General features: G+C 50.8%; 29 protein-coding genes. 2 read left to right on the top strand and 27 right to left on the bottom strand.

Annotation, left to right across the window (positions count from 1 at the left end):
• Nucleotides 1–98: 98 nt before the first annotated feature.
• From KXU80_RS01360 to KXU80_RS01250, 23 genes are all read right to left on the bottom strand, one after another.
• A complete protein-coding gene (locus tag KXU80_RS01360; RefSeq protein WP_219836525.1) occupies nt 99–830 on the bottom strand; it encodes a YphF family lipoprotein in 732 nt (243 codons plus the stop codon).
• 60 nt (nt 831–890) lie between these two features.
• Nucleotides 891–1,238 (bottom strand): 2Fe-2S iron-sulfur cluster-binding protein, encoded by a 348-nt coding sequence (locus KXU80_RS01355; protein ID WP_219836524.1) that lies wholly within the window; start codon nt 1,236–1,238, stop codon nt 891–893.
• A gap of 31 nt (nt 1,239–1,269) precedes the next feature.
• On the bottom strand, nt 1,270–1,848 hold the full coding sequence (locus tag KXU80_RS01350) for a nucleotidyltransferase domain-containing protein (RefSeq protein ID WP_219836523.1): 579 nt from the start codon (nt 1,846–1,848) through the stop codon (nt 1,270–1,272).
• Between the two features lie 17 nt (nt 1,849–1,865).
• Entirely contained in the window at nt 1,866–2,162 is a 297-nt protein-coding gene (locus KXU80_RS01345; protein WP_219836522.1) for a 2Fe-2S iron-sulfur cluster-binding protein, read from the bottom strand.
• A gap of 49 nt (nt 2,163–2,211) precedes the next feature.
• The gene (locus KXU80_RS01340) at nt 2,212–2,391 is read right to left on the bottom strand and encodes a DUF2768 family protein (protein ID WP_219836521.1); all 180 of its coding nucleotides are present in this window, start codon (nt 2,389–2,391) and stop codon (nt 2,212–2,214) included.
• 170 nt (nt 2,392–2,561) lie between these two features.
• Entirely contained in the window at nt 2,562–2,843 is a 282-nt protein-coding gene (locus tag KXU80_RS01335; protein WP_219836520.1) for a stage VI sporulation protein F, read from the bottom strand.
• A gap of 101 nt (nt 2,844–2,944) precedes the next feature.
• Nucleotides 2,945–3,967, bottom strand: coding sequence for an NAD(P)H-dependent glycerol-3-phosphate dehydrogenase (locus KXU80_RS01330; protein WP_219836519.1), 1,023 nt, complete (start codon nt 3,965–3,967; stop codon nt 2,945–2,947).
• Between the two features lie 12 nt (nt 3,968–3,979).
• Nucleotides 3,980–4,579 carry a glycerol-3-phosphate 1-O-acyltransferase PlsY gene (plsY, locus tag KXU80_RS01325; RefSeq protein ID WP_219838810.1) on the bottom strand — a complete coding sequence of 200 codons (600 nt, stop codon included), beginning with the start codon at nt 4,577–4,579 and terminating at the stop codon, nt 3,980–3,982.
• A gap of 139 nt (nt 4,580–4,718) precedes the next feature.
• A complete protein-coding gene (gene der, locus KXU80_RS01320) occupies nt 4,719–6,041 on the bottom strand; it encodes a ribosome biogenesis GTPase Der (protein ID WP_219836518.1) in 1,323 nt (440 codons plus the stop codon).
• A gap of 153 nt (nt 6,042–6,194) precedes the next feature.
• A complete protein-coding gene (locus KXU80_RS01315; protein WP_219836517.1) occupies nt 6,195–6,377 on the bottom strand; it encodes a capping complex subunit for YIEGIA in 183 nt (60 codons plus the stop codon).
• Nucleotides 6,370–7,311: a YIEGIA family protein gene (locus KXU80_RS01310; protein WP_219836516.1), complete on the bottom strand. Its 942-nt coding sequence runs from the start codon at nt 7,309–7,311 to the stop codon at nt 6,370–6,372. The genes KXU80_RS01315 and KXU80_RS01310 overlap by 8 nt, the downstream gene beginning before the upstream one ends.
• A gap of 3 nt (nt 7,312–7,314) precedes the next feature.
• Nucleotides 7,315–7,944, bottom strand: a complete 630-nt coding sequence (locus KXU80_RS01305) for a YphA family membrane protein (protein WP_219836515.1) — start codon at nt 7,942–7,944, stop codon at nt 7,315–7,317.
• Between the two features lie 170 nt (nt 7,945–8,114).
• Nucleotides 8,115–9,365 (bottom strand): 30S ribosomal protein S1, encoded by a 1,251-nt coding sequence (gene rpsA, locus KXU80_RS01300; RefSeq protein WP_219836514.1) that lies wholly within the window; start codon nt 9,363–9,365, stop codon nt 8,115–8,117.
• Between the two features lie 107 nt (nt 9,366–9,472).
• Entirely contained in the window at nt 9,473–10,048 is a 576-nt protein-coding gene (locus KXU80_RS01295; protein ID WP_219836513.1) for a lysophospholipid acyltransferase family protein, read from the bottom strand.
• Nucleotides 10,049–10,051: 3 nt separating this feature from the next.
• Nucleotides 10,052–10,747 (bottom strand): (d)CMP kinase, encoded by a 696-nt coding sequence (gene cmk / locus KXU80_RS01290; protein ID WP_219838809.1) that lies wholly within the window; start codon nt 10,745–10,747, stop codon nt 10,052–10,054.
• A gap of 139 nt (nt 10,748–10,886) precedes the next feature.
• On the bottom strand, nt 10,887–11,063 hold the full coding sequence (locus KXU80_RS01285) for a hypothetical protein (protein WP_219836512.1): 177 nt from the start codon (nt 11,061–11,063) through the stop codon (nt 10,887–10,889).
• Nucleotides 11,064–11,186: 123 nt separating this feature from the next.
• Nucleotides 11,187–11,840: a flagellar brake protein gene (locus tag KXU80_RS01280; RefSeq protein WP_219836511.1), complete on the bottom strand. Its 654-nt coding sequence runs from the start codon at nt 11,838–11,840 to the stop codon at nt 11,187–11,189.
• 101 nt (nt 11,841–11,941) lie between these two features.
• Nucleotides 11,942–13,282 carry a germination protein YpeB gene (gene ypeB / locus KXU80_RS01275; RefSeq protein ID WP_219836510.1) on the bottom strand — a complete coding sequence of 447 codons (1,341 nt, stop codon included), beginning with the start codon at nt 13,280–13,282 and terminating at the stop codon, nt 11,942–11,944.
• Between the two features lie 105 nt (nt 13,283–13,387).
• The gene (locus KXU80_RS01270) at nt 13,388–13,546 is read right to left on the bottom strand and encodes a hypothetical protein (protein WP_219836509.1); all 159 of its coding nucleotides are present in this window, start codon (nt 13,544–13,546) and stop codon (nt 13,388–13,390) included.
• A 69-nt stretch (nt 13,547–13,615) separates the two neighbouring features.
• On the bottom strand, nt 13,616–14,311 hold the full coding sequence (gene prsW / locus KXU80_RS01265; protein WP_219836508.1) for a glutamic-type intramembrane protease PrsW: 696 nt from the start codon (nt 14,309–14,311) through the stop codon (nt 13,616–13,618).
• Nucleotides 14,312–14,371: 60 nt separating this feature from the next.
• The gene (locus tag KXU80_RS01260; RefSeq protein ID WP_219838808.1) at nt 14,372–15,613 is read right to left on the bottom strand and encodes a Glu/Leu/Phe/Val family dehydrogenase; all 1,242 of its coding nucleotides are present in this window, start codon (nt 15,611–15,613) and stop codon (nt 14,372–14,374) included.
• Between the two features lie 155 nt (nt 15,614–15,768).
• Nucleotides 15,769–16,374 carry a genetic competence negative regulator gene (locus tag KXU80_RS01255; protein ID WP_219836507.1) on the bottom strand — a complete coding sequence of 202 codons (606 nt, stop codon included), beginning with the start codon at nt 16,372–16,374 and terminating at the stop codon, nt 15,769–15,771.
• A gap of 255 nt (nt 16,375–16,629) precedes the next feature.
• Nucleotides 16,630–16,950 (bottom strand): hypothetical protein, encoded by a 321-nt coding sequence (locus KXU80_RS01250; protein WP_219836506.1) that lies wholly within the window; start codon nt 16,948–16,950, stop codon nt 16,630–16,632.
• Nucleotides 16,951–17,122: 172 nt separating this feature from the next.
• Between KXU80_RS01250 and KXU80_RS01245 the strand changes: the two genes are divergently transcribed.
• Nucleotides 17,123–18,052, top strand: a complete 930-nt coding sequence (locus KXU80_RS01245) for a polysaccharide deacetylase family protein (protein ID WP_219836505.1) — start codon at nt 17,123–17,125, stop codon at nt 18,050–18,052.
• Here the strand turns inward: KXU80_RS01245 and KXU80_RS01240 are convergent.
• From KXU80_RS01240 to KXU80_RS01230, 3 genes are all read right to left on the bottom strand, one after another.
• Nucleotides 17,994–18,677 (bottom strand): metallophosphoesterase, encoded by a 684-nt coding sequence (locus KXU80_RS01240; protein WP_258171200.1) that lies wholly within the window; start codon nt 18,675–18,677, stop codon nt 17,994–17,996. The genes KXU80_RS01245 and KXU80_RS01240 overlap by 59 nt on opposite strands.
• 224 nt (nt 18,678–18,901) lie before the next feature.
• Nucleotides 18,902–19,159, bottom strand: coding sequence for a hypothetical protein (locus tag KXU80_RS01235; RefSeq protein ID WP_219836503.1), 258 nt, complete (start codon nt 19,157–19,159; stop codon nt 18,902–18,904).
• The gene (locus KXU80_RS01230) at nt 19,156–19,749 is read right to left on the bottom strand and encodes a CPBP family intramembrane glutamic endopeptidase (protein WP_219836502.1); all 594 of its coding nucleotides are present in this window, start codon (nt 19,747–19,749) and stop codon (nt 19,156–19,158) included. Before KXU80_RS01230 ends, KXU80_RS01235 begins: the two co-directional genes overlap by 4 nt.
• Nucleotides 19,750–19,915: 166 nt before the next feature.
• Between KXU80_RS01230 and KXU80_RS01225 the strand changes: the two genes are divergently transcribed.
• Complete coding sequence (locus tag KXU80_RS01225; RefSeq protein ID WP_258171199.1) at nt 19,916–20,788, top strand: hypothetical protein; 873 nt, start codon at nt 19,916–19,918, stop codon at nt 20,786–20,788.
• Here the strand turns inward: KXU80_RS01225 and KXU80_RS01220 are convergent, their stop codons facing one another.
• Nucleotides 20,789–21,115 carry a rhodanese-like domain-containing protein gene (locus KXU80_RS01220; RefSeq protein WP_219836500.1) on the bottom strand — a complete coding sequence of 109 codons (327 nt, stop codon included), beginning with the start codon at nt 21,113–21,115 and terminating at the stop codon, nt 20,789–20,791. It abuts the gene before it with no gap.
• Between the last annotated feature and the right edge of the window lie 200 nt (nt 21,116–21,315).

Below are 21,315 nucleotides of genomic sequence, written 5' to 3'. Positions count from 1 at the left end.
GATTGAGATATATGAAAGATCGGCACCTCCTATGCCTGAACAACAAAAAAACTCCTGCCGCCCGGCGGCAAGAGCTTAACTATTTTGCTTGGAATCCATTAGTTTAAAACAGCCTGCGGATCCCCATTTACAAGCTTATATAGGGGGGATTTGACGGGAACAAAGTCGGAATTATCGACCAGGATCATGCGCAGATCCGTATCAGACGCAGGCTTCTTGCCCTCATTCAGCTTGGATAGCTGCTGCATGATGTCCGCTCCGTAATCGATGTAAACATGGCCGGAGGGATCCATCATGGCGGACAGCAAGCTGCCCGAGAAGATGCTGTGCAGCACGGGCTCCTTCACATTGAGTGCATCGTAATCGATGGCCGTGAAAGACGGATACAGCTTCTGCCCGGCAGGGAGCTTGCCGCCATTGGCATCAGCGTAAGCCATCACGGAAGCTTCCAAATCGTTTATTTTCTGATAGAGAACGAGATTCATCAGCTTGACGGTAGGGTCCTTCTCTTCGTTGATGACGAGATAATAGTAGCTGCCGCCTTTCTCGTAGGCGGTATCCGGAATCGTAGATATATAATTCATTCGCTGCAGCTTATCGAAGTCCACCTTGAATTTCTCGTAAACAGGTGTTTTCTCGTCGCTGTTCTGAATCGGAAGCAGGCCTGTGTCCTTCTGAAATTGATCGACGACCGTTTGTACGTTTAGTATCGCGTCCTTCGGCGGTTTCTGGTATTGACCCAGCTGATCCTTCGGATACAAACAGCCGGATAACAGGGCAGTCATCATTATGAGTACGATGGCTGCCGCCGCGCTTCTAAAGCCTTTCATGATACGATTATCCTCCTAGGTTGCATTGGCGAGCAGTTCCGCGTCAGCGGAACGACCAGCCTACCATAATTCATCGTCTTCCGCTTGGCGCATCATCTGTCTTCTGACAGCTGCACGCAGCGGATCTTCCGGAACCTCAACGACGGCGCGGCCAAACACTCTTGCTTGACAAGCGAGTCTTGTCCCTGAACGGTCAAGTCCCGCCAGCTTGCGGCGCTCATTGTCATTTAGCGGAGACAGCCCCGAGGAACTGTGAGGCATCGTCACCTTGCACATGAGACATGCTGCTTTACCATCACATCGTGTTCGTATCGGCACGCCAGCCCGCCTCGCGGCATCCAGGACGGTCGTTCCGGCACGAACCACTGCGCTGCGCCCGGAAGGAAGGAACGTGATTTCCACATTCACCCGAAATCCCCTCGCTTCCATCGTTCATCACTTACATCTGTATGAACGGTTCAACTTGTTTCCGAATCGCTTCGGACAGATTATTCCTTGCCGCGATAAGCTGCAACGCTGCCCTATGCGCTGCAAGGTCCTCCCGCATGAAGCTGCCGATCAGTTCAACCCTGTCAAATCTGGCCCGAAGCACATTGAACCACAACTCGTGTGCCAGCGGTACAAGACCGACGGGATGTGCGCCTATTGTCAGCTGAAGCCTCATAGGATTCAGCATTTCCCTTACCTCAACGGCGTAACGGTCGCTGCCTGAAGCGACAACGAAACCGCCGACAAGCTCAACTTGTACACCGTGAATATCGTAATGGCTGAGCACCGAACGATAAATCGGACTCACGTTTACCTGCTGCTCATCAACGGCATACGCCCGCAGTGCGTCATGAATCGACGCTGCGTCCGCGTCATCCGCATAAAGATCAAGGTCTCGGGGAGGCCTTGGCAGCGCCATCCCCCGCAGCAGCAGCCCTGTACTGCCGCCGATCAGCCATGGTGCGGCGGTTGGAGCCGCCGCGCCTGCAACGATTTCAAGTGCGCGCAGGAGCTGCTCATGTTCCCGCATGGACTCCAGTCCACTCATCAAAAATACGGCCGGTTGACAGCTTTTATGGAGCCTGAACCGGATTTGATGACAGCTTGGCAGCCCAATCGGTACCCTTCTTCCAGCTCTTGCGGTTCCAAACGATCCCATTCCTCGTCGGTCACCTCTTCCAGAAATTCCGCCCCTTCTTCAATCAGGCAGCGGCATCTGGCACAAGTTCCGCGCGTGCAGGAGAACGCCCAGTCCAAATTGTGCTTAATTGCTGCATCGAGCAGCGTAAAACCTTCTTCGGCTTCAACGGTAATGCTCCTTGTACGGCTTTTCAATTCCAGCATCGATTAACGTCCTTTCTACACCACTGATTGTGTATGAAGCTGCTTGTGCTTAAGTGATGGAGATAAGTCCGAGTAAACCGCCGACCACCAGAAACAAAAACGCCGTCGACGACAAAGCAATCCGCAGAAAGCCCTTCGTCTTAAATCTCGCCAGCGTTATCATGACCGCTGCCAGCGCCATCAAACCGATGCCTACGAAAGACACCCACATTTTCATCATCGGATCCATTCTGATCATTACCACCTTGTACACCCATTATTCGTTCTATTATACCATTAGGTCGGATGAAAGGGCTACTTTTACAGCGCTTCGAATATAAGGGTGACAAGAAAAAGACTTCCGGCAAAGCGAGGCGCTTGCTGCTGCAATGCCGTTCGCTTCATGCGGAAGTCCTGCTATTACTTCTTAAGCATCAGCTTCATCAGCATTTCCATGTTGCCCATATTCATGCCGCTCTTCTTGACGGCGCCTACGATGTCGTTGATCGTTTTCTCCGACACCGGTACTTTCGCCATAGCCGATACGGATTGGATCAGCTTGCGCAGCTCATCCTCATCCTGCATCGTATCTGCAGTCACGCCGCTTGCAAGCTTCTTGACCGCATTCTCGGTCACGATCTTGCCGGTCTTTTTATTGACAGCGCTCAGAACATCCTTGGACAGATCCTTCTTACCGCTCATTTTTTCCCTCCTCCAAGTTTTTACCGGGTAAAAACTCGTGTTCGCCTGCCCCCAAAGGGTGCTGCTAGCATCTTATGAAAGAGGGCCAATGATGGTGCAGGCTATATGCCCGCAATCTCTTCGGTTTCGTGCGTGCGGCCTCTGCCCATCAGCGATTCCACCGCGCTTCTTGGCTGTTTATTTTGGAAAAGCACCTCGAAGAGCTGCTCGGTAATGGGCATTTCCACGCCGAATTGACGGGAAAGTTCGCGAGCGGCGCTCGTCGTGCGAACGCCCTCCACGACCATGCCCATTCGGGCCAGTACTTCATCAAGAGACAGCCCTTCCGCCAGCATAGCGCCGGCGCGCCAATTCCGGCTGTGCTTGCTCGTACAGGTGACGACCAAATCGCCGACGCCGGCCAAGCCGGCGAACGTCAGCGGATTAGCGCCCATCGCTGCGCCAAGCCGGCTGATTTCCGCCAAGCCGCGCGTAAGCAGCGCTGCCTTGGCATTGTCACCGAATCCAAGCCCATCTGTCAGCCCAGCGCCAAGCGCAATGATGTTCTTAATCGCGCCGGCAACCTCGACGCCAACCACGTCCTTATTCGTGTAGACGCGAAAGTAGTTCGTGATGAACGCATCCTGCACTTGTTCGGCGGCTTCTATGCTGGACGATGCTACTACGACGGTCGTCGGCAGCTTGCGGACGACTTCCTCCGCGTGGCTTGGACCAGACAAGACGACTAGCCGATTTATACTGATGCCTAACTCTTCGGCCAGCACAGTCGTCATTCGTTTGAAGGTGACGGATTCAAAGCCCTTCGTGGCATGTACGACCCACGTATTCGGTTCTATGTAAGGCGCTGCCTGCTTCGCCACTTCCCGCATGGCGGCGGACGGCGCGGCGAAGAGCACCAGTTCCGCCCCGCTAAGCGCCTGCTTCATATCGGTTACGGCCTTGATCGCATCCGGAAGCACCGCTTCATTCAGGAAGCGACTGTTCGTATGATGCGTATTGATCTCATCTACTTGTGACCCGTTGCGCGACCATAAGGCGACCTCGTAATTATTGTCGGCAAGCACTGCAGCAAGTGCCGTCCCCCAGCTGCCAGCAACGAGCACAGCCGCTTTGCGTTTCGTCATGTCCGCGCCTCCTTACCCTTTTCTGGCACCAAGTTTGTTCTCTTTCCCTTGAAGCAGCTTAACGATGTTCGTACGGTGACGCACGAACGCCAGCAAACAAATCACCATACCGGCCCAAACATAGGATTGCGGCTTATCTCCGAAATTCCAGATGAAAATCGGCACCAGCAGCGCAAAAATAAGCGAACCAAGTGATACGAACCTTGTAATGATGATCGAGAGGATGGCAACCAATCCGGCAATCAGTGTCGGAATGATAGCGAGCGTTGCCATGACACCAACCGTCGTAGCAATGCCTTTGCCGCCTTTGAAGCCAAACCATATCGGCCAGTTATGCCCAGCGATGGCAGCCAAGCCGCAAAGAACCGGCCCCCAATCACCCCCGGCCATATAGAGGCCGATGAATACAGCCGCGACGCCTTTGGCGATATCAAGCAGGAATACCGTGATGCCAGGTCCTTTGCCTAATACGCGTAGCGTATTCGTAGCGCCTGCATTACCGCTTCCGAAATTGCGGATGTCAATGCCTTTGACCCATTTGGCAATTAAAATACTAAATGAAACCGACCCTAATAAATAACTGATGAGTACTGCAAGCACGGTAAACACGATCATTTCGCCTCTTTCAACTTGACCTGGTGCGCCGCATGATTGCGGCTCCTAATCGGCCGTTACTATAGGGAAGCTGGTGCCCCAATAGGAACACCAGCTTCGTCTGAAACTCCAACCGTTCTATCTTGCTTGGGCAACACTATTCTTCGTCCGATTTCTTCCGGGAGAAGATGCGAACCGGTGTTCCCTCGAAGTGGAAGGCTGCGCGGATCTTGTTCTCCAAATACCGTTCATATGAGAAGTGCATCATATCCGGATCATTAGCAAACAGCACGATCGTCGGCGGCTTCACGGCCACCTGAGTGGCGTAGTTGATACGCAGACGCTTGCCTTTGTCCGACGGCGGTGGATTGAATGCGATGGCATCCGATACGACATCGTTGAGCAAATGCGTCGGAATACGCAGCGCATGCTGCTCCGAAACATGGCATACGACGGGCAGAAGCTTATGCAGACGGGATTTGGTCAATGCGGACAAGAAAATAATCGGCGCGTACGTCATGAACAGGAAGTGATCCCGAATCTTCTGTTCGAAATGCTGCATTGTCTTATCGTCCTTCTCGACGACATCCCATTTGTTGACGACGAAGACCGCGGCTTTGCCCGCTTCATGCGCGTAACCGGCAATATGCTTGTCCTGCTCGATGATGCCCTCTTCCCCATTAATCAGCACGAGGACGACATCAGCGCGTTCGATCGCTTTCAATGCGCGCATGACGCTGTATTTCTCCGTCGTTTCGTACACCTTGCCGCGCTTGCGCATACCTGCCGTATCGATCAGGACGTACTTCTGGCCGTCTCGTTCGAACGGTGTATCGATCGCATCACGGGTAGTGCCCGCAACGTCGCTCACAATAACGCGCTCTTCACCGAGTAATGCATTCACGAGCGAGGACTTGCCTACGTTCGGGCGTCCGATAAGCGCAACGCGAATGACATCATCGTCGTAGTGTTCTTCTTCTATCTCGGGAAGCTTCTCTACGGCTGCATCCAGAAGATCGCCGATTCCCATGCCGTGCGAGCCGGAAATCGCGATAGGATCGCCGAAACCAAGGTTATAGAATTCGTAGATATCGTCTCTACGGTTCAAATTATCGACTTTATTTACTGCGACGACAATCGGCTTACGCGAACGAAGCAGCATTTGGGCCACTTCGTCATCCGCATGGGTCAGCCCGGCTTTGGCATCGACCATGAAAATGATGACGTCGGCTTCTTCAATCGCCAGTTCCGCCTGCATACGGACGGACTTCATGATCTCATCTTCTCCGTCAATCTCGATACCTCCAGTATCCACAATACTGAAAGCACGACCATTCCATTCGCCCGAACCGTACAATCGGTCACGGGTAACACCAGGCTTGTCTTCTACAATGGCCAGCCGGTCACCGATCACCCGGTTGAATATTGTAGACTTACCCACGTTAGGCCGCCCAACGATGGCGATAATGGGTTTAGACATAGTTTCACTCCTCAATAAAGAAACGGGCTAGACCCGTTTAAATTGGCGGGATTCATGTAATCCCAGTAAGATTGCAGCGGAGTCATGAAAGGGCATACTCCACACTCACGCCTACCATCATAGCAAAAAACTACGGGATTGGCTAACATTTCATTACTGGCGGCGATCCACCAAGATGAAGCTGCCGTTCTTTAAATCATGTGCGCTTGCATCTAAGATTTTCTCAAGGAGGAATGCTGTCGTTTCTCGTTTGTCCTTGTCGGATTCCACGAATATCGGAGCACCGCCGCCAACCCGGTCATGCTCAGTCGCCACGATCGCCACGATTTTAGCCATGCTGCTGTCCCTCCTTGTTCTGATTCACGCTTGCCTCCGTTGGCATCCGTACCGCGGATTCTAATATCGGCACTTTCTCCACGATCGCTTTCGCCTTCTCCGCGTCCTTCTCCTGCGGGAGCAGGAAAACCGCCAATCGCCCGTCCTTCATATCGAGCTTCGCGACCGGGACCAGCGCAGGCTCGCCGTCATCCCTGTATACGCCAAGAATCGTCGATACATCAAACAATATTGCCTGACGCTGGCCCAAATTGCTGAGCGTGGCTTTGCCATTCGCATTAAAAGGTGTGAGAATGATGCCGAGGCCGCGATCCGCAATGATTTGCTGGTTGGCAGACAGCCCCACGTTCATGATATAGATGTCGCCGACGAACAAATCCGGACCGTCGATCTTCACGTTCACAATCTCTGCTTTGGCAATATGGGAAACCGATTTACCCGACTTCAGCCGGTAAACAAGAAACAAGGTCAGGAATCCCATAATGACACCAAAGGGAAGTCCTAGCGAGAGAGAAGCAAGGCTCGTTAGCAATGAGGAGAAAATAACTAGGTAGTTGCGGCCTTCAAACACCATAGCGATGCCCTCAATATATGTCGAACCACGCGATACTAGCTCCATGCTGTCGATTTTGGACAATGTATCTCTTTCCATCTTGCGGACATCTCGGAATTGCTGGGCGGCCAGTGTTAGAAACGTAATCGCTGTAAAATCTTTCTTATACAACGCCGGAATTGCAACAGCGCCAAGCGATGCCGCGATCACGCCGAGCGACACGTGGATGATTCGGCCATGCGGATAAGTTGGATACTGCCGATAGTCTGTTCTTAGCATCATCAATCGAGCGCATAGACCAAAGGCAACGCCAAGCATAATGCCATAAAGAACATGATGCGGCTGCCCAGACTTCAAATGCGTCCACAAATGTTCCCACATTATTTACGAGCTCCCTCCTTGTTCACCGGATCGGTTATCCATCCAATCCATCGCTCTTCGCTTCAGCCATCCTTTCACATTGCCCGTCAATCTCGCTGCCGTTAAAGCGATTACGAGTCCGTCCCACCAGGCAAGCGATCCGATTTGCAGTGTTTCGGCATGCGACGGCTGACCTAAATAATAGTCGCTGACGGACATTACAGCACCTAGCACCGCAATTACAAACTGGGATCGAAACCGGTCAGCGAGCAAGCCGGCGAACAAGCCAGCTAAGATAGGACCGTCCCATACGGGATGCAGGACGATAAACACGGGATCCATGCTGTAAATATAATGCATCCACATCCACATAAATCCAGTGAGCAAAGAAGAAAACAACACGAAGAGAATGCTTCCCATCTGACGAGTGGCCATCAGTAGAACAAGCGCCGTGCCTACGGCCAGACCGGCACTCCCAGTTACAACCCAATCGTTTCCAAATTCAAGCTTAACGACATGCAGCAGCATAATGCCGCCAAGAAAGTACCCGATCATTCGAGCTGAAGTACTGCCGCATACTTGTTCCCGCCACCCGGTAAAAAATAAAATGGCCGCCATCAGGAAGAGCCATATTGCCACAAAGCCATCATTCACTAAGTTCACCTCTTTATTGGCTTTATTATGCGCTCCTGCCTATTCCCTTTATCCCCTGCAACGCATGTATCATACGCTAATTCGCTGCACGCAAAAGAAGCCGTTCACTCCGCAACATCATGCGGAATAAACGGCTTCGATCGGTTAATCGTTGCTTAGTAAAGTAACGATTATTTCAATTTGCTCAGCTTGTCGCCAAAGCGCTCTGCAAGCGTGAAGCTCATGCTTTCATTGCTCAGGCTAACGTTCGGGTTGTTCAGTTCCACTTTAGGTGCACGTGGGGCGCGCTCTCCGCGTTCACTGCGTTCTCTTTCAGGGCGTGCAGGTTGCTCAGGCGCTTCTTCTGTTTCTTTAATGCTGAGGCTTACGCGTTTCTCAGCTGGGTTGAAGTCCAGGATTTTGGCTTGAACTTCTTGACCTTCTTTCACAACTTCATTCGGCGTTGCTACATGGCGATGTGCAAGCTGGGAAATGTGAACAAGGCCTTCAACGCCAGGAGCGATTTCAACGAATACGCCAAAGCTTACGATACGGCGAACTGTACCCGTAACGATATCGCCAACGTTGAATTTACCGTCTGTGGATTCCCACGGACCTGGTTGAGCCGCTTTGATGCTGAGGCTGATTTTGCCTGCAGCCGGGTCAACTTTAAGTACTTTCACGCGAACGGCTTGACCTTCAGCCACAACATCCTTCGGATGAGCTACATGCTGCCAAGACAGCTCGGAAACGTGTACCAGACCATCGATACCGCCGATATCAACGAATGCGCCAAACGGCGTCAGGCGTTGAACTGTACCTTCGATTTCTTGGCCGATTTGAAGTCCGCTGATCACGGATTGTTTGTTTTGCTCGAATTCAGCGTCCAGCACTTCTTTGGCGGACAGAATGACTTTATTGTTCTCGCGGTCGATTTCTTTCACTTTTACGCGGATCTTACGGCCCTTGTAATCGCTGAAATCTTCTACGAAATGACGTTCTACCATGGATGCTGGAATGAATCCACGAACGCCTACATCAGCCACGAGGCCGCCTTTTACGACGTCAGCAACTGTTACTTCGAATACCTCACCGGCTTCGAATTGAGCTTGCAGAACATCCCAAGCCTTCTCGCCGTCAATTACTTTCTTGGAGAGAACAAGGCTTTCTTTTGCATCATTGATGCTGACAACCTTCAGTTGAACTTCTTGACCTACTTGCACCGCGTCTTGCGCGCTGTCAAGTTGAAGCGAAGAAAGCTCACGAAGAGGAATAACGCCGTCATATTTATATCCAAGGCTAACGTACACTTGGTTATCTTCGATTTTGACGATCGTGCCATTCACCGTGTCCCCTTTTTTCAAGGAAACGAAATTGTCCATAGCATCTTGGCTGATTGCTTCCGCTGCTGCGGACTCTTGAACTTTTGTTTCTTCTGACATTTGAAATTACCTCCTCAGTTCATACCCCAACTTTATTTAAACGTGAAGCCGCAGTTTGAAACCTTGTCAAACTGGCCCACCGTCTAAAACATGAATAACGTGAATAATTACGCTTGCTTCACCATTTTACGGATATTCGCCATAATTGCATCCGTTACATTCTCAAGCACATCGGAAGAAGAATCTTGAATGAAGACCGACATATCAATGGGCTTACCATATACGATGCGCATCTTGCGGAATATTTTGTACTCGCCGATGATCGCGACCGGAATGACAGTTGCTCCGCTTCGAAGCGCAATCATCGCAGCACCTTTCTTACCCGCGCTGTCGCCTGCATTTCGAGTGCCTTCCGGAAAAATCCCCATCACTTTGCCTTCCTTCAACAGCCCAATAGCGTTTCGGATGGCATCCTTGCTTACGCCGCCCCTTTTGACGGGAAATGCACCGAGATTCCGAATGAAAGCTCCAAACAGCGGCACATTGAACAGCTCTGCTTTGGCCATGTAATGGACCTTGCGATTGACCTTTGTGCCTACGGTCGTCGGATCAAGCAGGCTGATATGATTGGAGCATAGAACAACGGGTCCGGCAGCCGGAATATTCTCAAGCCCGCTTGCTTCAAACCGGAATAACACAGCGTAGATCAAGCGCAGCAGACTTCGGCAAACGTTATATACCATAGTTTACTTCGCCTCCACCGTTTTGGTTCGGCATAAGTCTAGAATAAGTGCGACGACTTGGGTGATTGTCAGTTCCGTACTGTCGATGACAACCGCATCTGCCGCACAAATCAAGGGTGAGATTTCTCTTCGTTCATCGCTTCGGTCTCGATCGGCGATTTCCTGCTCCAACTGTGCGAGAGGAACAAGCTCGCTCTCCTTCAGCTCTTGGAACCGTCTGAGCGCGCGGACTTGAACGCTGGCATTCAGAAAAACCTTTACTTCAGCATGAGGCAGTACATGCGTGCCGATGTCGCGTCCGTCCATCACGATCCCTTTGGATTCTGCGAGCAGCCGTTGCATCTCGACAAGCTTCAGCCTTACGGCTTCATGCGAGGCGATTTGAGATACGATCAGCGTGACCTCACGGGTTCGTATGGCGCCGGTGACATTGACCCCATTCAACCAGACCGTCTGCCCTTCCGCACCCGGTGCAAGTTTAATGTCGATGTTATGCACGAGCTGCCCCAGCCTGTCCGAATCATCCGGAGAAACGCCTGCGCCGATAGCTGCATACGCTACGGCCCTGTACATCGCGCCTGTATCAATGTATATATATCCCAGTTGTTCAGCGACTTTACGGGCAACGGTGCTCTTTCCGGCGCCAGCCGGTCCATCGATTGCCACATTAATTCGGCCGCTGATGCTTCCCCCATTCATGCCCAAGCGGTGTTTGACCTCCTTGAAATTCGGGCAGCGGCTGCTACCATGCTCTAATCGTCATTAAAAAAGCAGGCTCTGCCTGCGATCGTGAAAATTATACCACAGCCGCCAAGGAAGTGCAAAGAACGCAGACAGGCTAGAAGGGGGTTCCTTCCAGCCGATCTACGCCCGTCACCCACAGGCGGACTTGCGGAATTTGAAGCAATACCTGGCTCAAGGCAATCGCGATCAACAATCCGATTACAATGAATTTCATCACGCTGGTAACGGAATCGGCTAACATTATGTATTGTTTCTGCGACCTGTTGAACATGTGGCTGCCCCCTTGTCAGAGCCTGCTTCCGAAGCAGCGCGCTGAACCGTTATCCGTCCCAAAGCGGGAAGGATAAGGATAGTTTTACCACTACAGGATTCCTTATTCATTGCCAGACCGAAATTATCGTTTGCGGAAATCCAGCTGACGTTCAAAGCAATAACGGATAATCCGCTGGCGCTCCGTGTCCAAGATACTTGAGAACTTCGCCATAATTTGGTTCTTGCCGTTCTCGAGCGGCTTCACTCTGACGACCTCTGCTCTGAACTGAGCATGATCGACGGTGCCGTTCCGATAAGGAATAAGCAGCCAGCAATCGAGTTCGGTCCCCTGCACAATCGGCCATTTGGCGTCCGCCAGCAGGGAAATGCCGCCGCCGCCCACGTCGTCGGTTATACCGATAAAGGAGACATGCGAGGATAATTTGATGGCAATTTCCAGTTCAGCTGCAACGCGAAGGAAATGGCGGCGTTGAATTTTGGTAATCGATTCAAGCTCGGGCTTGCGAATTCGGATGAGCTTAACGCCGTCTTCTTTGAATCCCAGCACATGCGTATTGAAGAAGTGCTTCACTCCCTCTTCCGTGAAAAAACATGCTGAGAGCTCATCACCAAGAAACAATCGTTTATAGCGTCCAGTCCCTTCAAGGATCGGCACCTCGATAAGAAGCTCGTCGTCGCTGATGTCCGCTATTCTGGACTTATATTCCAAGGCAGCCTCTTTTTCGTCGGATGAAGCAACTTGCAAGTAAAGAAACTGATTTATCGTTGGCAGCATCGGCTATCCTCCCCTCTCTCGATTATAGCACAGCATGTCGAAATTAGGGGAGAGAGGAAAAGAAGCACAAAAGGACGTGCGATGTTCGCACGCCCTCCCTCTTATTCCGGCAACTGCTCGATGGATTCTTCCAATCCGGTCTCCGCATTCACGTAGATTTTGTAGACCGCACCGTTGATTTTGCCGATAAACTCATAGCACAGCACTTCCTCGCCTAGATCATTATCGATAACCGCCATCTGCTCCCGGCTTACCTTGAAGTCCGGGTTCAGCGCTGCCTTCGCATCTGCACTCATCAGCTTTGGCTTAGGCAGTTTCCGCTTGCGATGCTCGAAGACATAATCGGCGGCACGAATCGAGACGGTATCCCCGTTATCCCGCGCAATCTTAACGGTCAGCTTATCGGGATAGATCAACACGCCGTTCTGGTTCGTGACGAAGGTAAAGACTGCCGTGGTGTCCGATTCGTCATAGGTGATTGCCTTCATCGTCGGATATCCATGCCGCGCAAGAAAGTCGGAAGCTTTCCTCTTGGCTTCCTTAAGACTCAAGACTGGCTTGCCGATGTCTCTCGGATTCTGAAACCAGATCAGCTGGGCGCCTTTCTGCGTGTAATCCATTTCAATCGGATTATCGTTCTTGTTTCCTAGATAGGTGGCAGAGTAAGATGCATACTCGGTGCCATGGCCGTTCTCAACGACGCGAATTTCTTTGGCCTGGGCAGCGTCCAGCTTCAGAAATTTCGCCGCTGCCTTTCTGATTTCTTCAGGTGTGCTCTTCTGGCCTGCAAGCATCTTGATCGTCCGTTTCTGGTACATGCTTGCGACGGAAGGGCCCCAATTGATTTCCGGATACTCGCTTACTTTCTTGTCAACCGTCTTGAAGCCATCGATAATGGTGTTGTCATTCGGCGACTTCTCCGACGCAAGTGCAATTTCAACGTCCATCCAGCGCAAATTGTTCGCGATGACTTTGTCCTGGACGCCATTAAGCGACTTCGAAATATCATGCGAATCGGCATAGAGCGTTTTTAACATTTTGAATTCATTCGGGCTCAGCGGCTGCTTGCTCAGGTCGCGGACGGAAGTTTTGTATGAAAAATTCGAAATTTTAGACAGAAACTCCTCCGTTTTACTGAATGGCAGCAGCGTTAGCGGAAGCTGGTTGATTTCGTTCTGCGCTTGACTGGTCAGCCGCCACACGTTTACCAGCCCTTTCCGGTGAAAGCCCTGCGAGGTGCTGTTTACAGCAAGCGTATTGCCTAGCTCGCGGTGAAGCTGGTCCACATGATAGGACAAATCATGAAAAGCGCGTTGATACTGGTTTTCCGCTTTGATCAGAATGGAGTTCTTCTCTTGATGCTCCTGATACCCCCAATATAGGGAACCGATACAAAGCAGGGTAAACACCGGGAAAAGCACAGCGCTTAATCGACGGTACATATAGCAAAAGCTCCTTTCGTATGCAAAACCTGGTGTTAGTTTGGTTTGCAGAAAGGAGCTTTATGCATGTTTGGTTAAGTTATCCTTACTCAGGGAGGCCGCATGTTAAAGTGCCAGCTCCTCCACATCGAAATCATTCAAATTGTTACAAAGACATTGCTTAAAACCTGTATCGATCTTGTCTTTCTCTCTGCGTCCGCGAAGCACGAATTTCTCTCCGCAATGGTTGCAGCGAATCGCCACTTTCACTCGAGCCGTAAGCATTCTTTCCTCCTAATTTGGTGATGCTGCTCAAATACCGCAAGCAGTTTTTCACTATTATGGACGGAAATGTTAAAGCTTAATCTCTTCTTCATGCCCCATTAAGCGGAATGGCGATCTCGCGTTCGCTCGGTTGATTTTACGCACGCCTTTGATCCATAGGAAAATCATGAGCGGAACGATAAACCAGACCCAGTAGGTTGAGCCGGAGCCGATAATATAGTCGTAGATCCCATGCTCCAGCAGCGGAACGGCTGCGGCAAGCAGAAGAAATCGTTTTAGTTTGCTTGGAGCAGCGAACTTGGCTTTTCCCAAATAATAACCCATCGTGACGCCGAACAAGGCATGACCGGAAACGGGCAGCAGCGCCCGAATCAGCAGCGACCCGACGGACATCGGCTGGTAAATGGCATACAGCACGTTCTCGACTGTGGCGAAACCAAGCGAGATCGCAACAGCGTAAACAATGCCGTCGTAGGGCTCGTCAAACTCCGTATGGTTGTAAATGATATGGTAGAGAACAAACCACTTCATCAGCTCTTCCACGCCTGCCGAAATCGTGAACGAGAATAAAATCGGCCCGTCCCCCAGCCAAAGCAGAAGCCCTCGCTGAATGACCAAGATGGGGAGCACGATAAGCACGCCCATCAAGAAAACCCGGATAACCATGTGAATCGGCTCAGCCTCGTAACGATCTTTCAAATAAAAATAAGTTAGCAGCGAAATGCCAGGAGCAACCGCAGCCATTAATATAGAGAAGAGCAGCATCACAGAGTCACCTTCCAAGGATTCCCGCATCAACCGTCAGCCGAGATACAGGGTATCGGATTAAACCCAGCCTCTCAGCCGGACAGCCTCCGCCATTTTGCGAACGCCGACCATGTAGGCGGCAAGACGCATATCTACTTTCTTTAGCTTGTGGAGTTCATATACACTATTGAAGCCGCGGATCATCATTTCGCGAAGCTTATGGTCCACTTCAGCTTCCGTCCAATAATAGCCTTGATTGTTCTGCACCCATTCAAAGTACGAAACAATAACGCCGCCTCCGCTTGCAAGTACGTCCGGCACCAGCAGGATACCACGGTCCGTGACCATGCGAGTCGCTTCCAGCGTAGTGGGGCCGTTCGCAGCCTCAACAATGATTTTAGCACGAATCCGGTCCGCATTGTCTGCCGTTATTTGGTTCTCAATTGCAGCAGGCACCAGCACATCGCATTCAAGCGCCAGCAGCTCTTCGTTGGTAATCGTGTCCTTGAATAGATTCGTCACCGTTCCGAACGAATCGCGGCGATCCATCAAGTCCTCGATGTCCAATCCCTGTTCATTATACAACGCGCCGTTCACATCGGAAATAGCAATCACTTTCGCGCCTGCATCATGCATGAATTTAGCCAAGAAACTACCTGCATTTCCGAATCCTTGAATAACGACACGCGACCCGGCAACGGATATCCCTTTCTTGGCCATCGCTTCGTCAATCATGATTGCGACACCCTTAGCCGTCGCGCTCTCGCGACCGAGCGATCCGCCGAGCACCAGCGGTTTGCCCGTGATAAACCCTGGCGAATCAAATTCGCGAATACGGCTGTATTCATCCATCATCCAGGCCATAATTTGCGCATTGGTCATGACATCAGGAGCCGGAATATCCTTCGACGGCCCGACGATCTGACTGATTGCCCGCACATAACCCCGGCTGAGACGTTCCAGCTCGCGGAATGACATCTTGCGCGGATCGCAAATAATTCCGCCTTTTCCACCGCCGTAAGGCAGATCGGCAATGCCGCATTTCAAGCTCATCCAGATCGACAGCGCCTTTACTTCCGTTTCGTTAACGTCCGGATGAAAACGCACGCCGCCCTTGGTAGGACCGACCGCATCGTTATGCTGAGCCCGGAAACCGACGAATACGCGTGTCTTCCCGTCATCCATGCGAATCGGTATTCGCACGGTCAGCAGCCGCATCGGCTCTTTAAGCAGTTCGACCATGTCCTCCCCGTAGCCCAGCTTCCGCAATGCGTCTTCTATGACAATTTGTGTCGATGTCAATACATTATTGTTATCCATTCCAGTCAAAGGAATGTTCACCACCTTTTCATCAGTAATATGAACGGTTGGCAGATCAACTATGCGGATCAATTGGAGTGGAGGCCGGTCCAAGCAAACAAAAAGCACCAGACCTGCGGTAAACCGCGGCTGATGCTTTAAGGGGACGATAAGCCTTAGAAATGATTGCAAATTTCGAGCACGGCTTTGGAAGGTACGATCACTTTGCCATACTCATCAAGAACAGCAGTCGTTATGGAGGCCGCCTCCCCGTATTCAGCGAGCAGCGCAATGATTGCATGGTACCGCGGAAGCTCAAAGCCTACAGGCTCAAAGGCAAGCATATATTTGCCATTATAGGCATATAGACGTCCGTCTTCGATCAACTGGGCAGCCTTCAGCTGCTTGCAGACCGAAATTACATCCTCGATATCCTTGAACGCATAAAGCACGACATCGCTTTGCTCCAGCGTCACTTCCATCTCGTAGACGTCGTCATCATTCTCTTCTTCTTGCATCTGGTCCTCGGACTTGCCGTTCACTTTGCCGCGAGTGACTATGACAACCATGCCCTGAGCGGGAAGTGCAAACACTTCTACGGCCAGCGGTCCACTGGCATCGAAGCCGAGCTCGCTGTAGGCTTGATCCATCATTTCACTGAATAGCTCATGAACCTTCGGAATTTCGCGCCACATGTCTTCCTTCTGGATCCCACGCTCCAGCAAGTCGTCGAACGTCAGGAAGATACGGATTTTGTCTTGATTGAGCCGTTCGATTTTCATGATAGGATCCTCCTTCTCGAAAAGCATCTGCTTCGTTATATCGGAGCAAAAACTGTCTTCGAAAGCGCATTGAACGCAGGTAACATTTGTTATACACAGCGTATGTAGCCGCTGTAGTTTGGTGAATGATTTGTACTTATTGCTATGTTAGCATGTCTGGGGTGGGAATGCACTAGATGCGCAAAAAAAAAGAATCGCCGACCCTCAATTGTATATACGCGATTGAAGGGCGAAACGATTCTTTTTTTTTGAAACCTAATGCGTTTTCGCTTCGGATTTAATGTCTTCCACCTGATCCTTCACGCTGGGGTCGCTGTTCAAGAGCATTTCAATTTGTCCCCATGCGTTGCCGGACTCTTTTGCGGAAACGCTTGAGTGCTTTGGGGAGACATCATGCGATGCATCGCTGCCGAACTTGCGGCTGAGCATCGCTCCCATCGCCCTCTTCGAGAAGCCTGTCATTGTGTTGCCTGCCGCACTGGACGCCCATGCGAACATACCTGGCCTTTTCTTTGCCATGTAAGCCGCTGTTGCAGCACCGGCCAGCGCTCCAATCAGAAACCCAGACCATTTCATTGGTGGAACCTCCTCATAAGTGCTTTTGTACTCCGGTTCGCATCTAGTTTTGCCGCTGTGCCCAAACGCCATTCCACTACAAATAAAGGAAGCGGTAAAGTTCGTGGGTCTGGCAAAATATGATACAATTAGGGCACACTTAAGAGATCGATGACAACAGGAGGTCGTTTCGATGCAGATTCGTAAAACGTTCAAACCGGCAATGGTTCTAATGCTCGCGCTGCTCCTAACAAACGGGTGCGCATCAAGAGCTGCTCAGGATGAGACTTCCTCTGCAGCAAGCGGTAATAAATTACCGGACGCTGCCCTTGATTTGCCAGACAAATCGGTGAATACGACGACGGATAACTCTGATAACGCGAATTCGAATGCGGCTCTTGGGAGCAAGCCTGATGAACAGTCTTCACCACCTACGGCGAAGCCGGCTGTATCCGCGCCTAAGAAACTGTATAAGATGAATAAAGTGTACAGCTTTGTTCCTATTCATAAAGGGGAAACAAGCGAGAACGTTGTTTTATTAACCTTCGACGATGGGCCTAAGGAAGATGAAATGATCAGCTCGCTGCTGGATACATTAGACAAACATAAAGCCAAAGCGGTCTTCTTCGTGAACGGCTACCGCGTCAAGCGCCATCCCGAGCTGCTCAAAAAAATCGCCGACCGCGGCCAAACAATCGGCAATCATTCGTGGGATCATATTGATCTGAAGAAAGAAAAGGGAGCTGTCGTCAAGAAACAAATCGGCGACGTTCAAGAGATCGTCAAGAAAGTAACCGGTAAAGAGCCTGTCTTCTTCCGCCCGCCATTCGGCTCCGGCAACGACTCAGTGAAGAGCATTGTGCGCGGATACGACATGCTTTACATGACCTGGTCTGATGGATCGCTGGATTGGGACAAAAGCACAAAGGATAAACCGGACAAAGTCATCGCAAATGTCCTTGAACAGCTGCATCCTGGCGTCAACATTCTGATGCATGAGCTGCCATGGACGACAAAAGCACTAGATACGCTGCTTACGAAGCTCGAAAGCAAAGGCTACGGCTTCATTGATCCCGCGACGATTGATCCAGCGCCCCTGCCGAACGCGCAGAACGCAAAATAATGCGATGAACCTGCGCTTCCGTAAGAAGGCGCATCGGAAGCCTTGAGGTGCCTAAACCGCTGCTGACGAACAACCGGGAATTACTGTTCCCGGTTGTTCGCTTCTTTACGTCGAACCAGCCGCGCCAATAGCCGGAAGCCTCTTCTCCGAGCCAGATCGGACCGACCCAAGGCAGGACAATTTGGCCTCCATGCGTATGTCCGGATAAAATCAGATCCACATGCTCAGCTTCTGCTCCCATGCGTTTGGCAAGTATAGGATCATGCGCAAGCAGAACCGTAAACAATTCCCCTCTGCCGTCTTCCTCATCCCGCAGTGCAAGCTTCAGATTCTCTCGATTCGTCCGGGGGTCGTCGACGCCTGCCAATCGAATCCGACTGCCGTCCCGCTGCTCCAAGACGACGGACTCATTCACGAGTACGCGTACTCTCTCTTCATTCAGCAGCACATCAAGCATTCGAATGTCTTCATCATAATCATGATTGCCATAAACCATATAGACCGGCGCAATCCGCGCCAGCTGTCGAAGATTATGACGGGACCGCTCGAGCGGAACGGACTTTTCTCTTAAATCCCCGCCAATCAGCACCAGATCCGTGCCTCCAGCAGCAGTGATGCGGTTCACTAACTCATCGTGAATAACACGTCTATGTATATCCGATATAAATAATAGCGAAGTGCCGTCGAATGCCTCCGGAAGCCTATCAAGCGTTACTTCCTGGACGTCGAGACGATAACGATAGGAAACCCGTACCATATAAGCAAGCAAACTGAGCGAAAAGGCCGCAAGAACGAAACCAACTAACGTGAGTGCAATCGTAGTACCGCCTCCTCTCGCCTATTCCATCGTTAAGCCGAAATATTGAAATGCCTTCCCCACATGAGAAGTCCAATCAGCAATAAGATAAACAGTACGATTAACAGTCTGTAAAACCACGTTGTCATCTGCTGCTTGTTCGATGGATGCGTCGTTCTTCTTGCTGGCAGCGGCTCTGCTTGATCGTCTAGTTCAAGACCCCATTCTGCCTCCAGTGCCGCAGCCGAGTCATCCGTCTCCTCAGCTGATTTAGACCGGTATTTTCTGCCAAATTTCTTAACTCTGCTCATTCTTCCCTCCGAAAACGTATGACCAATCCCATAATCATATCAATCATAAAATGCGCGATGACAGGCGCAAGCAATGTGCCTGTACGCAGGTAAATCCACCCCAGCGCGTAGCTAATGGCAAATACGAGCCCCGTCGGAATCCAATGCTTCAAATACCGTACATGGATAGCAGCGAAAAGAATGCTTGTCCAATAAGGGCCGATATGATGCTGCACCGCTCCGCGAAACAGCGTTTCTTCACATATTGACACAACCAGCGATAATACGACAATATGCCAGATAGGCCGATTACGAAAAATGCGCTCATTTACGCCCCCGTCATCATTTGCCTCATCCGGCACGAATCGAGCTGCAAGCAAGTCAACGGCGATGACCGCTGCCGCCAAGCCTAGTCCCCAATATACAAAACTGAGCCCGGATTCTGGGAAAAATAATAAAAAAGGGCTGCGCCGCTGAAATAATAGCCAAATGAAACCGATAATGAAAGTAATTGCCTGCGTCGCGTACAAATTAATCAGCAGCATTCGATCGTCTATCTCATCAATGCGCATGGCTTTCAGCTTGATATTGCGAATGTCGAATTTCTTCATGTCCTGCTCCTGCCATGGAAGGTTCATATTTCCTTTTCAACTATTTTACCCTATACTAGTAGGACAATCGATTCAGGAATAATTGACGAAAAATAGTACGAAGGGGATTAACATGGATAAACGACTAACACGTACTGAAATGCTCTTTAGTCTAGGATTCCTTTTCATGCTCGTCTTCGCTGTCGGCGCATTCTTTTACGGCGTTAAGATCGGTTCCGACAAAACCGAAGCGAGACTGGTCGAAAATACGAAACATCTCAGCGGCAACAAATCCGGTATTGCCGCCGCTTACCAGCAGCAAGATCTGGTCTCATTCTATCATACCGTATTTTTACCTTATCGTGAATTTCAAAACGAGTGGTTTACCGTCATACATAAGCTTTCCGCAAATCAATTGAATGATGGCAGCTCCGCATTGAAGGAATTGTCCAGTACGGCGAAACAAAACTACGATGATGCCGAGCACGCAGTCGTGCCGAAAAGCTCGCCGCTTCTGGAGTCCGCGCAGCTGCAGCTGCTCAAAAGTTTGAAGATGTTCAGTGAAGCCGCGCAGCGCGGCGCCGGGTCCGCCAAGGATATGAAGGCTGCCGACCTCGTTAAAGCGCTCGTTAAGGATGCATATTATTTGCAAGCCGTCAAATTCGCGATGGGCGGTCAGCAGGACTACTACACAGCCATGCTCAAATGGAGCGCATCCGTCAATCCCAACATTCCCGATAACTACGAGGCGTCAGCCGAGCTCTCCATTCAACAATGGAAATCGCTGCCGCTGACGCTCAAAAACAAAATATTGGCGGATCAGCTCAATGCTCGCAAATCGCTGATGCCGTTCTATCCGCAAGATTTAACTTCCCGTGTGGATCAGTTCATTTTATCAGGACAAGCAAACGCGATGAAAATGAAAACCGTAGATGCCATCGTCGATCTGCTGGTCAGTACGGAGGCCGTCCGCTCCGGGGACTTCGGCGACAGCAAAGCCCAGCTTTATCCGAAGGAGCTTCTGCCTCAGCTTCCGTTCTTCTACCCGGAGAAAGAATAGTCAATCGTATTGAAATCCATCTAACTGGGATACGGCAGCCATTCCGCCAACGACGTTGGTAAGGCTGCCGTATCCTTTTTCATTAAGATATCGGCAGACTGCTTGGCTGCGTACACCGTGCGCACAGATGACATACACCGGCTTATCGCTCGGAACAGCTTCCCAGTTCTCTTCAAAGCTGGACAAAGGCATAAGGGTGCTGTCTTCGAGATGGTAATAGTCCCATTCATGCTGTTCCCGTACATCGATGATTTGTTCCTTGAGCAGTTTGCCTTGACGCACTAATTCCAGGAATGGCTCCGGCTGCATCTGATTCCAATTATCCATAATCATGCCCCCTTTTTACGGTCGATCATAACGAAATTTTCACATTTGAGCAAGTTTTAAGCATTGCAATTATAGTTCGTCTTGCTATAATGTAATAAACATTAATGTCGCCCGCATTTGTCGGATTTTCAGCGATAACGACCGGCCAAACGTGAACGTGTGATCAGACTCTCGCCTACACTGCTGCGCTGTGCAGCGAG

Source organism: Paenibacillus sp. R14(2021), from assembly GCF_019431355.1.
Lineage (GTDB): Bacteria > Bacillota > Bacilli > Paenibacillales > Paenibacillaceae > Paenibacillus_Z.
This window is presented reverse-complemented; position numbering and strand designations above follow the sequence as displayed.

Excerpts from the sequence above, each read along its gene's own strand:
- KXU80_RS01250 (WP_219836506.1), bottom strand. The coding sequence starts at position 16,950 with ATGAAATGGTCTGGGTTTCTGATTGGAGCGCTGGCCGGTGCTGCAACA.
- KXU80_RS01230 (WP_219836502.1), bottom strand. The coding sequence starts at position 19,749 with ATGAAGAAATTCGACATTCGCAATATCAAGCTGAAAGCCATGCGCATT.
- KXU80_RS01335 (WP_219836520.1), bottom strand. The coding sequence starts at position 2,843 with ATGAGCGGTAAGAAGGATCTGTCCAAGGATGTTCTGAGCGCTGTCAAT.
- KXU80_RS01255 (WP_219836507.1), bottom strand. The coding sequence starts at position 16,374 with ATGAAAATCGAACGGCTCAATCAAGACAAAATCCGTATCTTCCTGACG.
- KXU80_RS01360 (WP_219836525.1), bottom strand. The coding sequence starts at position 830 with ATGAAAGGCTTTAGAAGCGCGGCGGCAGCCATCGTACTCATAATGATG.
- KXU80_RS01295 (WP_219836513.1), bottom strand. The coding sequence starts at position 10,048 with ATGGTATATAACGTTTGCCGAAGTCTGCTGCGCTTGATCTACGCTGTG.
- KXU80_RS01225 (WP_258171199.1), top strand. The coding sequence starts at position 19,916 with ATGCTCGTCTTCGCTGTCGGCGCATTCTTTTACGGCGTTAAGATCGGT.
- KXU80_RS01280 (WP_219836511.1), bottom strand. The coding sequence starts at position 11,840 with ATGCTGCCAACGATAAATCAGTTTCTTTACTTGCAAGTTGCTTCATCC.
- KXU80_RS01345 (WP_219836522.1), bottom strand. The coding sequence starts at position 2,162 with ATGCTGGAATTGAAAAGCCGTACAAGGAGCATTACCGTTGAAGCCGAA.
- prsW (WP_219836508.1), bottom strand. The coding sequence starts at position 14,311 with ATGCTGCTCTTCTCTATATTAATGGCTGCGGTTGCTCCTGGCATTTCG.
- KXU80_RS01285 (WP_219836512.1), bottom strand. The coding sequence starts at position 11,063 with ATGTTCAACAGGTCGCAGAAACAATACATAATGTTAGCCGATTCCGTT.
- KXU80_RS01260 (WP_219838808.1), bottom strand. The coding sequence starts at position 15,613 with ATGGATAACAATAATGTATTGACATCGACACAAATTGTCATAGAAGAC.
- KXU80_RS01315 (WP_219836517.1), bottom strand. The coding sequence starts at position 6,377 with ATGGCTAAAATCGTGGCGATCGTGGCGACTGAGCATGACCGGGTTGGC.
- KXU80_RS01330 (WP_219836519.1), bottom strand. The coding sequence starts at position 3,967 with ATGACGAAACGCAAAGCGGCTGTGCTCGTTGCTGGCAGCTGGGGGACG.
- ypeB (WP_219836510.1), bottom strand. The coding sequence starts at position 13,282 with ATGTACCGTCGATTAAGCGCTGTGCTTTTCCCGGTGTTTACCCTGCTT.
- KXU80_RS01340 (WP_219836521.1), bottom strand. The coding sequence starts at position 2,391 with ATGGATCCGATGATGAAAATGTGGGTGTCTTTCGTAGGCATCGGTTTG.
- KXU80_RS01350 (WP_219836523.1), bottom strand. The coding sequence starts at position 1,848 with ATGCGGGAACATGAGCAGCTCCTGCGCGCACTTGAAATCGTTGCAGGC.
- KXU80_RS01310 (WP_219836516.1), bottom strand. The coding sequence starts at position 7,311 with ATGTGGGAACATTTGTGGACGCATTTGAAGTCTGGGCAGCCGCATCAT.
- cmk (WP_219838809.1), bottom strand. The coding sequence starts at position 10,747 with ATGAATGGGGGAAGCATCAGCGGCCGAATTAATGTGGCAATCGATGGA.
- der (WP_219836518.1), bottom strand. The coding sequence starts at position 6,041 with ATGTCTAAACCCATTATCGCCATCGTTGGGCGGCCTAACGTGGGTAAG.
- KXU80_RS01235 (WP_219836503.1), bottom strand. The coding sequence starts at position 19,159 with ATGAGCAGAGTTAAGAAATTTGGCAGAAAATACCGGTCTAAATCAGCT.
- KXU80_RS01270 (WP_219836509.1), bottom strand. The coding sequence starts at position 13,546 with ATGCTTACGGCTCGAGTGAAAGTGGCGATTCGCTGCAACCATTGCGGA.
- KXU80_RS01220 (WP_219836500.1), bottom strand. The coding sequence starts at position 21,115 with ATGGATAATTGGAATCAGATGCAGCCGGAGCCATTCCTGGAATTAGTG.
- KXU80_RS01245 (WP_219836505.1), top strand. The coding sequence starts at position 17,123 with ATGCAGATTCGTAAAACGTTCAAACCGGCAATGGTTCTAATGCTCGCG.
- rpsA (WP_219836514.1), bottom strand. The coding sequence starts at position 9,365 with ATGTCAGAAGAAACAAAAGTTCAAGAGTCCGCAGCAGCGGAAGCAATC.